We start from the raw sequence: 14354 nt of genomic DNA, 5'->3' as shown, positions 1-14354 counted from the left end.
CTTCAATCCGCTGAATATGCACTTATCTATCAGACAATTTATTTTCTCCGTTCTCGCATTCACAACAATTGCTTCCTGTCGCAAAGGCAGCCTGCCCGAACCACATTACTTCGGCAAGGTAAATGTAACACTGATGGAGCTTCCAGGCACACCAAAGATCCTAATGTATTTCGGGGATAAACGGCTGGACACATTGAAACCCGCTGGCAACAACACCAGCTTCCTCCTGCAGGCCGGACAAAGTGGCCGCCTGAAAGCCTATGATGCAGAAAAAAATGAATTCCTCGCCGATACGCTGATTAACATATTACCCGATTCCGCACTGAACTTACGCTTCGTTTATAGCAAGGAATTCGGATTGAAAACATTCACAGGCCCCAATGGTATGAAAATACCACAGGACTCTATCTACTTCCAGGTATATAATGGGCTTGGAGCAGATTTCTATCCTAAAGAAAAATATACGCTCCAGGTAATCTACCTCGATCCGGCCACCGGCGAAATAGTTACTACACCAACAGAAATAAAAGGTTGGGAACGAGGTAAACTAAACCCTCAGGTACTGAAATTTGCGGTAAAGGATCTGCTGGATAAAGACGGGAACCCGATCTCTTACGCCGGCCACCTCATCGACCCGGAAACAGGCAATGTGGTCACCCAACCCGATGGCTTCGAATTCCTTAATCTGCCATTGTCGCCCGACTATGCAGGCAAGTTCTGGATCATCAACATTGGTTCGAATAACCTCGGGGAATTCACTACTAAACAAACTGAACTCTGATCCATGTATTACTACAGGAAATATATCCATCCATTTTCTTCCCTGCTGCTATGCACGCTGGGTAGCCTTTCCCTGGTCTTTTCCAGTTGCGAAAAACACGAGAAGATCAACCTTGCTGCTTCTCCGGAAACAAAAATGGAAACTATCCCTGTTACTGATACCATCCGTCATATTATCACCTCTAATACGTTGCTGACTGCCACCCATCCCTGGTACATCGATGGATGGGTGTATGTGACCAATGAAGCTACCCTTCGCCTGGAACCAGGCGCTGTACTCAAAGTATTACCTACTTCCCTCAATAACCATCAGCAACTCAGCGGTGGACTTGTGATTACCCGCGGTGCGCGCCTGCATGCCGCAGGCACTTCTTCCCTGCCGGTGCATATCATCGTTGACAGTACCGGTAGGAACGGCGGTAGCGGCGTCATTATATTAGGTAAAGCTCCTGTCGGGAAAAAAGAAAAAACCACTGCGGATCCCGGACCATCTTTATCCGGCTATCTGACTTACGGAGGCGAGCTTCCCAACGATAGTTCCGGGCTTATAACCCATCTTCATATCAGTTACTATCCCGCTACAGGAAGGAGTTTCAGGGGAGGACTACTATTACTCGGAACCGGAAGCAAAACTATTGTTGAACATAACACCGAAAAAATATTACCTGTAAAAAAGACACTATTAAAAACTTCAGGGCTTCATTGATCTTATCTCTTCACATTCGGAATGATCAACATCTTGTTACTACCCGCTTCATAAACCCTTGTTACCTGCTGCCTGCTTTCTGTTCCTGCTCTTCCATTACCACCAATCAGCGCCAATGCTTTAGCAATAAGCGGATCCTTAGGATCTCCTATTGGCAACAATGGCAGACTGCCCATTTCATCAACCAGGTACTGAGGAGTAATACCTTTATCATAATTACCTTCTCCGTTAGCATTGGCAAGCCGGTAAGTGAGTGGCACTATCACCCAGGGTATACGCCGTGGTGTATGCGTATCTTCAATAATCACAGCTCCTTTGTCTTTGCCCGCCGTTACGGCTCCGATCTGTATCACCTGCGTATAGGGTTTAAGGTTATTGATAAGCAGCTCTGCTGCAGATATCGTACGCCTGCCTGTAAGAATATACACCCTGGGCAACATCAGCTGGCTGGGCACAAGATCCGCAAACCGGATCGGGCCACCACTTTCAGGATAGGCAAGTGTAGTCGAAAAATCAAGCATCCGCGTACCCTGGTTGTCATTCCCCGTGTACCTGACATATGGCCCCGATGCTGTTGTACCCGGCGCGGTAATAACAGTGATCATGGCTGCGGCAGCCAGACTTCCGCCTGAATTATAGCGGATATCCATTACCAGATCGCTGATACCTGCCCGTTTAAAATCGTTGAAAGCTGCTAATACATTCCGGTCGTATCGGTCAACAAATGCATTATAAAAAATATAGCCGGCCTTTTTTGTACCGGCGTCAAATACTGTCGACAAATACATCGGGTTCTCATTGACACTTCCTCCCTGTAAGGTGATAGTCATATCTTCTGTAATTGTCCCTCCGTTTATACTCGCTTTTGTAAGACGACTACTGCCAGCCTTTTTCATCTCTTCTGAAAGCTGAACAGCATTTGCGCTGGTAAGCAACGTACCATTGATACGGGTAAAGTAATCTCCCCTTTTGAAACCAGCCTGTTCTGCTCCCGAACCAGGTATAACAATTTGCACTACCCCCATCACACTTCCGGCAGCCTGCGGCCAGCTGATAATGCTGAAGTCCAGCCCGTATTTGTAAAGCAGATCGGTTCCGCCCGCTGAAGAAGCATCATCCGGATTGTAGACGATGGAGTATTTATCCTCCGCATTCCTGATGCTACTAAAGAAAGCCTGTGTTTCTAGCGAATGATCAGGCTTCTCCGGGAGCTGACGATTCCAGAGATAGAACACACGCATACTATCCAGTATCCAGTTGTTGATTTCCTGTTGTGTAACAGGTCCGGTGAGCGGTGGAGGCGTGTCATCCTTCTTACTGCATGCGGCTAACAATGCTATTGTACAGAGAAGTGGTAATGTTACAGTAAATCGCATAAAAGGTCTGTTTTTTGGGCTGTATTAAAACAGATTATTGGGTATCAGTATCATAAAGCGTTGTCAGCTCACGCCGGATGAACTGCAACGCAATGGTTAAGTGGTTCTTTACAGTGGCCGTAGATATCGACATTTGCAACGCAATCTCTTTATGACTATAACCATGATAACGGCTGAGTTCATAAACAAGACGACGTTGTTCAGGCATTTTCTTCACGATATCACTCAGGTGGGCACGGAATTCTTTTTGCATCAGCATGCTTTCTCCACTGTCGTCAGTCTCCGGCCGCTCCGCGGATTTAGCTACCTGCGCCAGCACTTTTTTCTCCCGGTATAATTTCCGTGTTTCATCTATTACCAGGTGCCGGACGTACACAAACAACAATGGAAATACATCCTGCCCCTCTTTTACCAGATGCAGGTTTTCCCAAAGGCGCACAAAGCATCGCTGTGTGATATCCTCTGCCCTGGCTGCGTCTTCTGTGAGCTTATACGCAAACCGGTAGATCTTAGTCTTGTTCGCCTCAAATATTCTTTCAAAAAGGGCCTCAGGGGTATCAGCAGACATAGTTCCTGATGGGTATGTTTTCGCTCTGCAAACATAGGAGGCTAATGTTATATCAATGTTAATAGCTGTTAGCTTTTAGTAAAAATGCAGAGAAGATTACATTGTATTTAATACAATATAATCTTCTCTGCATTTTTACTAAAAACCACCGGCTATTGCCACTTAATCCTCACAATCCTGTTCGCAGTCCGGAAATCGAAACGCGTAAACGCACCTACCACCAGCATGGCGTTTTCACCGGGTTGCTGAACGATCTGGCCAACGTTGAAATTGGAAGAAGAACCATTATAAACAGGGTTGATACCACCAAAGCTGTTATATGTAGGGTGAATAGTTCCATCTGCATTCAATACGATGAAATTATTGCGCTGCAGATTACCGAATTGAGTAAACGCTCCACTGAGAATCACCTGACCTCCCGGCATAATGGCTACGTTGTAAATGTAACCATCCGCTCCGGCTCCTACGTTAAACGTCGGATCTATCACACCATTGGCGTCAATACGGGCTACATGTGCCATTTTTGTTCCACCATAATTATTGAAGGACCCTACTATAATAAATTTACCATCGGGTTGCTGCGCGATATTACTAATAGTCAAATCTGCCCCGGAACCGGCCGTAAAGGTGGGATCCAGCGATCCATCAGGGTTCAGGCGGGCGATGTGATTCGCTGTCTGCCCGTTGTACTTTGTAAATGAGCCTACAATAAGCAGCTTGCCATCCGGCATTAACATGGAACGGGCGATAAAACCGTTTGGCCCTTCTTTCCCCATGTGATTCACGAGGTCATAGTTAAAAGAGCTGTCCAGGCTGCCGTCTTTGTTAAGGCGTAGCAAACCATTCATCTGTATAGAATCCAGATGTACAGAATCCTGCCCTGCTGAACCAGTGAGTTTGAAATTAGGTCGCACGAAAAAACGGAAATATCCTGAGAGCAATATCTTATCATCTGGCTGTACATTCAGATCCCCCACCTGACCGGATACGCCTCCCTGCAGCGCTGATACGGTAACGAGGTTATTCGACGGAGTCTGCGCTTTATCCGCAGCCATAGAACCATTGCTATTCAACATTGCAATGCTGTTTACATAACTAACTCCTTCATAACTGTTAAAGGCGCCGGCAACCAGGTATTTCCCATCTTTCAGCAACACCGCTGTACTCACATATGAATTGGTACCATTCTTCGATCCGGAAGCAAAACTTCCATCGAGTGTGCCATCGTGATTGAGCCTTGCTACGCGGTTTCTGGATGTACCACCATAAGAGGTAAAATCACCGGTGATCAGATATTTGCCGTCTCTTACAGCTATGATGTTCCCGATGGTGCCATTCGCCCCCGTCAGGCTCGGATACAATGTATCCATCTCAAACACGCCAAATACACGAAAAAAAGGGCCGAAAAAATACTGCTGGTCCACCTGCACAGATACGTTACCCGTAGCTGCCTGCAGTGGTATTTTAACACGTACAGTCGTATCCGTTAGTGCAACAACTGTCGCCTTAACGCCATTGAACAATACCGCCATCTTGTCTTTATTCTTATCAAATCCCTTTCCGCTGATCGTTACTTCATCTCCTACTTTTCCACTGGCCGGATTGATACCATTCTTTGTCAGATATATTGCCGGCAACACTGTTTCCTGATAAGGATTCTTCCCGCTCCTGCTTACCTTGTCCTTCGTACAGGCATTCAATACAGCAAGCACCAGGCATAAATAGAAATATCTTTTCATAATAAAATGCTTTACTTGATTACTTATTACGCAATGTTTCTTCTGCCACTCTCAGAAACTCTCCCGGCCTGAATCCAAACTTATGCTTGGTATTCAGTGCATGCATCACACCGTTTGTTGGCTGTATGTCTGAAGAGGCAACCACCGAACTGGGATTATTCAGGAACGTCACCGGATCAAAAGTAATATCGGTCAGCAACAACACACGCGCCCCTACCGCCTCTACGCCGTTATAATCCTGGTAGATCAGCCCTATGTTCAATATGTATCCATTCTTCATCACATAATTGATACCCGGATAGGCATAAAAGTTAACCGGATCTATCCTTGCGAAACGGTCTGCTTTATATTTGCCCGGCAGAATATAACGCTCGAGGAACTTTTTCCATACGCTGCCCGGTATGTCACCCAAACGTACACTGTCTTCTACCATCATATAACGGTAACTATTCAGTTCATTCATAGCAATACCGATACTCTCATCTGTAGGGCTGAAGAAGGTGATAGAATCATTTTGCAGCGTTTCCTTTAATCCTGCTTTTTCTACGATATATGCCACCGTATCAAACAGATATGGATTCTTTACGAGGTAATCATAAATAGTTCCATTATACTTGGGATTGGCAATACCAGTATCTACATAATAATTTTTCTTACAGGCAGATAATAATATGCCGGCTATCAGCAATGTGCCATATATATACAATAGCTTTCGCATAGTGATTAGTTTTGCGGTTATTGAATCCAGTATTGGTTCCTGGTTACTAACGGGTTGTTGGTAACAGCTGATTGTGAAATGGGCCATGTCCAGGCGCCTTTATCCATTTGATCCTGCGTGAGTGGATCTTCTGTTACATTCTTATCCATCACTCTTCCTGTACGTACCAGGTCATACCACAAATGTCCTTCTCCCATCATCTCTTTTTCCCTTTCATAGAAGATGGCATCCTGTAACGCCTTACCACCGCCGCCGTTGTACACCTTCGCACCGGCACGATCGCGGATCATATTCAGCATTGTTATCGCCTCTGCCGTGTTATCAAGGTAAGCCAGCGCTTCTGCTCTCAACAGTATCACATCTGCATAGCGGAAGAAAATGAAGTTGGCGTCATAATCCCTCGATACCGGATCTGTAATAGAGGAAAATTTCAGGAACATGGGCGATTGCGGATCTTTTGCTGCATAAGGATCATCAAACCAGAGATCCATTCTCTTGTCCGACTCCCCTCGCGGATACACTCTGTCCAGATGCTTCACCATTGGTGTAATTTCACTTCTGCCACCCAGCGCATCTATGATATAGGGCGCGTGCAGCGTCCACTGACAAATCAGCGAGTGAAATTTTCCGCCGTAGTTGGCATTCAGCGATAACTCAAATATGCCTTCCTCTGAACGGCCTTTGAAGATCGTCTTGAATGTTTCCGGAGTATAAGGTATTAGCTTATACTCGTTCAGGTCCATCAGTTCCTTTACAAGAGCCGCAGCCTGTGTCCAGTAGTTCTTTTGATTTCCCTTATCAAATCCGGCCGACCACATGTTGATATGTGCCATTAATGCAAGGGCTGCACCACGGGTGCCACGCACTGCCCGGTAGGTAGGATCGTCGTAGGAAATAGGCAGATCATCTTTGCTGGCTGCCAGATCTTTCAAACAAAAATCCAGTACTGTCAGCATCTTCTCTCTCGGCCGCAATGAGATATCGTACGGATCGGTTTGCAAAGGCACATCTCCATACATCCGGCAAATAAAGAAATAAGTGAACGCCCTGACAAACCGGGCTTCCGCCACCAATGATTTCTTTTCCTTCGAACTAAAAGTCGGATCAGGAATACCTCCTATCCTGTCGATACAAAGATTAGCTGCAGCTATGGCTTTATAAAACTGCTGCCAGTCCTGCGGATCATTGGCGCCATCACCGCCGCCAGTCGACAGCATCTGGTTATTACCTATTGCACGAAGATTGGTTTTATTAAACCAGTTCCAGTTTCCCGCCCGGAAATCACCTACGTTATATAACACGCTTCTGGTGAATTTATCGAGCAGGATGGCATAAGCACCACTCACTGCTTTTTGTGCATCTCCCCTGGTTTTCCAGAAATCATTTCCGGAGAGCGTATCTAAAGGTTTTACTTGCAGGAACTTCTTACAGGATCCTGCACCCAGTAACACGCAGATCAGAATTCCTATTCTATACCATTTTTTCATCTGACAATAATTTTGGTGTCATTAAAACTGAGCGCCTATACCGAATGTAAAGCTGGTAGCTGCCGGATATCCATTGATATCGTCTCTTCCGAGCGGCGTAACGGTTTCGGGGTTAGGGCCTGAATATTTGGAAAATATGGCTACGTTATATGCTGTCAGGTAAGCTCTCAGCACGCGCAGTTTCAAACGCTTCATAAAGTTGAAGTCGCGGAACTGGTACGCCAACGTTACCTGGTTGATCTTGAAATAAGAACCATCTTCCATATACAGGCTCTGATCAAGCCTGTTAGGCGCCACTGCCCTGTCATGCAGGAATGATCCTACCAATGCAGGATGCGTGGCATTGTCGCCCGATTTTTTCCAGTAATCGATCAGGCTCACATCATAAAGATTGATCGGGCCAGCTGCTGTACCGGACGACAACGTCAGTACATCAGGATACTGCAACCGCCAGATCCTCGCTGCTACAGCATTGTTGAGAATACTCCGATCGATCAGATAAGAGCAGAATATATTCAGCGAAAAGTTCCGGTAGCTGACTGTGTTGTTGAGACCTCCTGTTACTGACGGCTCCGGGTTGCCCATGATAAAATAATCGGCGGCACCAAGCGCGTAATCCCCGTTCAGATCACGCCAGATAGGATCGCCTCCCTGGAAAAACTGTGTACCTGGGCCAACGAATGCTTTGTAACGTACTCCACGGATCGGATCAACCGGCACATCCGCAGTTGTTCTGTACACCCCATCTGTCTGATACAGGAAGTTGCTTTGCGGATTACGGCCAACTTTCAGCGCTACTGACTGATACGTATTGTTATCGTAGCTCAGGTAAAACTGTGTTCCTCCCGGCAGCGCCGTCAGCACACTCTTATTGTAGGCGCCGTTAACAGAGAATGTCCACTGCAGACCTTTGGGATTCGTATGCACAATCGGTCGCGCAGTGATCGACAATTCATGTCCGTAGTTTACTACCGCTCCTCCATTCACCTGTACCTTGTTATAGCCGATGGAGTTCGGAAGATAGTTATCCCGCACGATGTTGTAGTTATCCTTATAGTAAGTATCGTAGATAATCTCTAACCTGCCTTTGAATAACCCCAGGTCCACACCGAAGTTGAACTGCGACGATTTCTCCGGTTGCATATTGGGATTGGCCAACATGGAGAAATCAGGAATAATGGATACGTTGTTATTGTACGGTGTTGTAGTAGTGTACATCCCAAGCGAGTTAAGGATGGTAGCCGACGGACGGCTGTTAAGTCCGTATGTAACACGCACAGATCCATAGTCCAGCCAGTTCATACGCCGCATCAGATTTTCCTTATTGAAATTCCAGCGGAAACCTACAGATGGGTTTTTCGTATAGGGGTTATTGATACCTGCTGCAGAGTTTCCATCAAGTCTGTAAGCAAGGTCCACGCTATACTTTGTGCGGTAGTTGTACGACAGGAAACCTGCCCATGAAGCGGCATGATATACAAACGATACAGGTGTACCATTCACGTTCACTTCGTCCGCATTATTCCAGGGGTTACCCGGATAGAAACGGGGCGAATATCCACGAGGGCCCCAGTAGTAATCATTAGGGCCATTACGAACATCACGCACATGCTGATCATCCGATTTGATATTAATCTCACTGAAAAAACTGGCGTAAAAGTTATGCCCTTTTTCCAGATTGCTGACATTGCTGCTGTAGCTATAGTTCACACCATTACGGGTATTCAGCTCATCATGTCTTCCTACAAAACCATACAAACCGGTAACGTTATTATTGGCAAATGCCTGGTTAAAACGGTCGCGGGTATCTGTATAATAATCGTAAGAAGTAGTAGAGTTGAGCCGTAATCCCTTTAATATCTCATAATCTACATCCAGGAAGCCACGTATATTCAGGGTGTTGTTGTCGTCAATGTTATTCTCATATCCTGTCAGTTGCGGACTGCCTACGAACTTCGATGGACCAGGCAATAGCGATGATGTAAATGCATTTCCGGCACCATTACCCGTCAACCCTCCCCCGTTGCCTCTTTGTTTTTGCCCCAATGCACTAAACAACTGCGCCCCGATACGCAGCCTGGGTATAGGTTGCATATATAACTGCATATTCAGGCTGTATTTATTAAACCCTGTATTCTTGATTACGCCCTGGTTCTTTTGATAAGCGAAATTGGCCTTGTAGTTCATCTTTATATTACCACCACTGATCTGGATATTGTTATTGGTGTTAACCGTAGTCCGGTAAAACAACCCTTGCCAGTCGGTGGAATTATTGTAAAACGGGTTCAGACTATCTGTGAGGAATTGGGCGTTCGACAGGATATCCCGGGCCTGATGATCATCTACTGAATTGTTCAGGATAGAGTTGATACGGAACAACCGTTCCCCGTTTCCTCCGATAGTAGGCCGCAGACGGGGCGGAAAGTTCACGAAAATACTGCTATTAACGTCTATGATCGGAGTGGGCGAATTACCTCTTTTTGTAGTCACTACTATTACCCCATTGGCGCCACGGGAGCCGTACAGCGCTGTTGCCTGGGCATCCTTCATTACCTCGATCGATTGTACATCCTCAGGAGGTATCAGCGCCAGCGGACCAGTAGCGGCTCCCGGCTGCAGCATAGATTGCGAAATACCGCCGTCAAAATCTACCGGTACGTTATCGATTACCAGCAAGGGGTTGTTGGTAGCAAGGTAAGTCTGATCACCACTACCGCTTACGTTCAGCTGCGAAACGCCTCTAACGGCAATGGTACCACGAAAACCGGGCGCGCCGGTATTATTCTGGATATTCAGACCGGCTACTTTACCCTGCAGCAGTTCCTGTATATTGGACACAGGCACATCCTGCAAATCTTTCCCGGAAATAACGGCCACGGATCCCGATACCGTTTCTTTGGTACGCTTCTGATAACCTACTACTACCGCCTCTTTCAGCGATTTATTTTCCGGCGTTAGCGTCACATTCAATGTAGTTGCTTTGCCGGCTTTCAGCGTTTCAAACCGGTATCCGATATACCTGAACTGTATGGTACGTTCCGGATCTGTAGTAATGGTGAAACGGCCGGAGGCATCTGTTACACCAAGTCCTTTGTTATTTTTTATGTCGATGATGGTCACGCCCGGTATCCCCTCTTTACTGCCCGCATCAGTAACCCTGCCTTTGATGGTGATGGCCTGCTGGGCATATAGTATGTCCGTTCCCGTTAGTAACAACAGCAGCAGGGCCAATATGTTTATGTACCGTTTACTCATGGCACGAATTTTTAAATGTTTCGGAATAAGGTTACCTGGTTAGTCATTAATGAACCTGGGATTCACTTTAAACTTCATGATGATATCCCAGCTACCGGCTTCAAATATGGCAAACGACAGTCCTATGCTCGCCTGTGTGCGTATACCATAGGAAACCCTTTCGTAAGTAAATCCTATCGTAGCCTGTTCATTAATACCTACATCTGCCAGCACCGGATAAGGGTTAGTGATATCCCATGTTACCACTGTGCTGTCCTGAGTCATCTTCCGGTTAAACCCGAAAAACACTTTCTGCTGTATGGTATTGCTGAAGTAACTAAGACTATCCCAACGGGTGATATTAAACGACGACAGCCGGATCGGCAGCGAGTCCTTATCAAAGAATTTAAAGGAAACCGAATTCTTCGCAGTACCTGTTTTCTTAAAATATACGGTTACATTCTCGGGTGCCAGCGGATTGTTCTGCATGTCCTTCACATTAGACAAATTCGGACGAATGATACCGCCATTGTTGGGGTCCTTACGTTTACCAGTGATATCATCGAATTCATAAGGCTCATACGGCTTAGGAAGGCGCAATACCAGCTTCCTCTTTTGAAAAGTTTTCTGCCCGCCGTTATTCTTCACGAAGATGTCGAATGTATAGGTACCAGGTTTGATCTTCGTGGTATCTGTGGCCCAGAATACAAGATCACCGGATGTTTCCCTGATATCCAGTACGGTACGTTTCACCGGTATACGCTTGGCATCTATTTCTGCCACGGATGTTTCCGTTCCGCTGTAATACGCTTTCCACTGCAGGGTATTGATCTGTTCCTGCAATTCCGTAGCGGGCGTACCATCCGGGCGCTGTATATTCTGCAACGTAAAGGTCAGCGGCTGTGTGGAATAGTCGGGATTAAATTTTCCATAAAACACGTTGGTACGTCCGAAATTGGCATTATAGGTATCTCCGTCGAAATTGGCGTTGTTACTGAAATGCTCCTTTTCCTTTGGTACCATCTGTTTGTAACAACTGGTGGTGGCAATGGCCAGTATACCTGTTATTACGTGAACGTATATACGCTTATTCATGATTATGCTTTTTAAAGTTTGGTGAAGATGACGCGGTGCAGGTTGAGGTTAGCTTTCTTGATCATCACTTTCATCAGGTGCTTTCCTGCCGGGAGCTCTGCCGACCCTACTGCACTCTGCCATTTCTGCCATCCGCCGGTACCTTGTATCGGAATGTCGTCGCATACCCTCACATCATCCATCATCAGGTAGATGAGGCCACCTCCGTTACCGGCGATTCTCAGATCTACTTTGTAGGTGCCGGCTACTTTCACATTCACGGTATAACGTACCCAATCTCCATCACTGGTCCATCCGATATTATAGCCCCCTCCTGCACTGACCTGGTTGTCGCCGTCTGAACAGTTTTCTGTTCCCGGAGCATCCGGCCGGTACTGATGATTACCATTCGGGTTACGATAGTGAAAAGCTACTTCTTTCGGTCCTTCATCATAATCAGCTGCGTTCACAATGCCTGGTATATCCAGCGGATACCCCAGGTAAGGCCCCTGTAATGGTTCCAGCGATCTTGGATACGCCTTGCCTACAAAGGAATTGAAACCGAATACATGCCGCTCTTCCAGGATATGCATAAGCCCGTTCTTTGATTTGATATCCACATTCTGTGTAAGCGCTGTAACCCAGTCTTTCGTAAACCTCGAATCATTCATATCACTGTATTGCAATACCTGTGTTCCTCCCCCCACTGCACCAGAAGCATTGGTAGCTGCTGCCTTTCCATTCATCTTATGACCATATAGCGATACCAGCTCTGTTCCATCTGCATAACGCAGCGAATCCGCTGTTACAATTCCTGGTATCATGTACCGGCGCAGGAGGCTGTCCCATACCTTCACCGGAATGCTGTCCAGCGTCCAGTTGGGGGCATCGCCCAGGCGCGCTCTCGCAAAGTTTACGTTGCGGATAGCCGTCTGTATACTATTATCCTGCGGCACAAAAAACGTGACACGGTTGCTTCTTAGCGTATCTGCCAGTCCTGCTCTGTCTATCAGCAGCAGCAAAGTATCGTATAGCCCTCCCTGTTGTTTCAGAAAATCGTAGGTGCTGACTTTCACTTCCGACAAAGGCTTGGCATTGCGATAGTCCTGCATTCCCTTTTTACAGGCAAAACAGGCGATCACCAGCAGTAGCGATAAATATTTTTTCATGGGAGTGTATTATTATTTCCAATAAGAATTTTGAATCAATGCCGGGTTGTTCGCCAGCGCATCCTGCGACAGTGGCCAGTAAGCGGCGCCGGCATTCACATCAGCCTGTGTGAAGCGGCTGTGCTCCGGTATCTTGCTGAAGTGTATCATGTCGTACCAGAACCAGCCCTCTCCCATCAGCTCCCGCCTGCGCTCCAACAAAATCATATCCAGCAGATCCTGTCCGGCCGTGGTAACGGGCACACTCTTCAGGGAACGGTTGTTACGGATCTTGTTCAGATCTGCCTGCGCATCAGCTGTTCTGCCCAGCCTGGCTTTTGCTTCCGCCCTCAGCAGGAAAAGTTCTTCATAACGGAATACGATGATACAGGAGGCATACATCTTCAATACCGGATCCTTCACTGCACTATTAATCTGCTTCATTTTGAAGAAGATCGGGTAAGTGTCCTCCATCTTTGTAAAGAAGTAATTAGGACGCTGCTCATGAGGCTCTCCGTAGATTTTTAATACGCTGTCTTTAGGTACGTATATTTCCGATTCCCGACGGGGTATATAAGGGTCCCGCAGTGTCCAGTCTTCCAGCTGGCCGGTAGAAGATATTTCCGCGTGGTCGAAGTTCATATCTACCTGGAAAATATTAGCATTGATACGGCCACGGAAAGCACCATCCAACCGGGTAAGTTCATCGAGCCCTACAAAATCATATCCTTCGTTCGACTGGTTGTTAATCACGATATCTGCATATTGCAAGGCTTTCGCATGATCGTTCTTCCAGTTGTAAATATGCGCCAGCAACGTATAGGCCATACCTTTAGTGATGGTGATAGACTTGTGGTGCGACTCTCCCTGACCACGGTACAACCCTTGTTGTTCCGGTGATTTTCCGTCATACTTCCACGGAAGCCCGTCAATGCAGGATAGTGCTTCTGATGCGGCATAGTCCAGTACCTTATCCCATTTCTCGCGGGTAATATTCTTGACGGTACCATCTGCTACCGCCGTTACTAATGGTACATCTCCCCAGATTCTTACAATGTAGTAATAAAGAAAGGCCCTGATATAAATCGCCTGTGCGCGGTCGAGCGTCAGATCATTTTTTGAATAGCGATAATCGGTGGTGGTGATCTGTGGTAATTTGGCGATCGTAAGATTACATTGTGCGATGGCTGCATAAAACCTGCGCCAGTCGCGCCATTCATCCATTGTGGAAAAGCTGGCGTTCAGATTGCTTTCCACCACGGCTTTAATATCTCCACGCTTCGTAGCCTGGAAATCTCCGGCCCTGAGTTCTCCGTATATCCAATGTGCATTTTCATTGGCCATAGCAGCTCTCATCAGTGCATAACAGGCCGATAAACCCGCCCGGGCATCACTCTTCGTCTGCCACATATTATCCTCCGTCAGCGACCGGTGCGAGGGCACATCCAGCATTTTCTTACACGACAGCATACCTGTGGCCAGTAGCAGGAACATGCCGGCAACAACTATATTCTTCATAAACAT

General features: G+C 46.6%; 11 protein-coding genes. 2 read left to right on the top strand and 9 right to left on the bottom strand.

The features are described from left to right. Nucleotides 1–16: 16 nt before the first annotated feature. Nucleotides 17–781 carry a hypothetical protein gene (locus UNH61_RS04275; RefSeq protein ID WP_326990880.1) on the top strand — a complete coding sequence of 255 codons (765 nt, stop codon included), beginning with the start codon at nt 17–19 and terminating at the stop codon, nt 779–781. A gap of 3 nt (nt 782–784) precedes the next feature. After that, nucleotides 785–1486, top strand: coding sequence for a hypothetical protein (locus UNH61_RS04270; protein WP_326990879.1), 702 nt, complete (start codon nt 785–787; stop codon nt 1484–1486). Nucleotides 1487–1488: 2 nt separating this feature from the next. On the opposite strand, the gene UNH61_RS04265 is transcribed toward UNH61_RS04270, so the two are convergent. The 9 genes from UNH61_RS04265 to UNH61_RS04225 form a co-directional block, all read right to left on the bottom strand. After that, nucleotides 1489–2862, bottom strand: a complete 1374-nt coding sequence (locus UNH61_RS04265; RefSeq protein WP_326990878.1) for a S41 family peptidase — start codon at nt 2860–2862, stop codon at nt 1489–1491. A gap of 34 nt (nt 2863–2896) precedes the next feature. Then, nucleotides 2897–3430 (bottom strand): RNA polymerase sigma-70 factor, encoded by a 534-nt coding sequence (locus tag UNH61_RS04260; protein ID WP_326990877.1) that lies wholly within the window; start codon nt 3428–3430, stop codon nt 2897–2899. A 152-nt stretch (nt 3431–3582) separates the two neighbouring features. Next, a complete protein-coding gene (locus UNH61_RS04255; protein ID WP_326990876.1) occupies nt 3583–5169 on the bottom strand; it encodes an IPT/TIG domain-containing protein in 1587 nt (528 codons plus the stop codon). A gap of 19 nt (nt 5170–5188) precedes the next feature. Beyond that, nucleotides 5189–5887, bottom strand: a complete 699-nt coding sequence (locus tag UNH61_RS04250) for a hypothetical protein (RefSeq protein WP_326990875.1) — start codon at nt 5885–5887, stop codon at nt 5189–5191. A 17-nt stretch (nt 5888–5904) separates the two neighbouring features. Continuing rightward, nucleotides 5905–7374: a RagB/SusD family nutrient uptake outer membrane protein gene (locus UNH61_RS04245; protein WP_326990874.1), complete on the bottom strand. Its 1470-nt coding sequence runs from the start codon at nt 7372–7374 to the stop codon at nt 5905–5907. Between the two features lie 21 nt (nt 7375–7395). After that, nucleotides 7396–10629 (bottom strand): SusC/RagA family TonB-linked outer membrane protein, encoded by a 3234-nt coding sequence (locus UNH61_RS04240; RefSeq protein ID WP_326990873.1) that lies wholly within the window; start codon nt 10627–10629, stop codon nt 7396–7398. Between the two features lie 39 nt (nt 10630–10668). Next, nucleotides 10669–11703 (bottom strand): DUF5007 domain-containing protein, encoded by a 1035-nt coding sequence (locus UNH61_RS04235; RefSeq protein WP_326990872.1) that lies wholly within the window; start codon nt 11701–11703, stop codon nt 10669–10671. 11 nt (nt 11704–11714) lie between these two features. Further along, complete coding sequence (locus UNH61_RS04230; protein ID WP_326990871.1) at nt 11715–12851, bottom strand: carbohydrate-binding protein; 1137 nt, start codon at nt 12849–12851, stop codon at nt 11715–11717. 12 nt (nt 12852–12863) lie between these two features. Continuing rightward, on the bottom strand, nt 12864–14348 hold the full coding sequence (locus tag UNH61_RS04225) for a RagB/SusD family nutrient uptake outer membrane protein (protein ID WP_326990870.1): 1485 nt from the start codon (nt 14346–14348) through the stop codon (nt 12864–12866). Between the last annotated feature and the right edge of the window lie 6 nt (nt 14349–14354).

Source organism: Chitinophaga sp. 180180018-3, assembly GCF_037893185.1.
Lineage (GTDB): Bacteria > Bacteroidota > Bacteroidia > Chitinophagales > Chitinophagaceae > Chitinophaga.
This window is presented reverse-complemented; position numbering and strand designations above follow the sequence as displayed.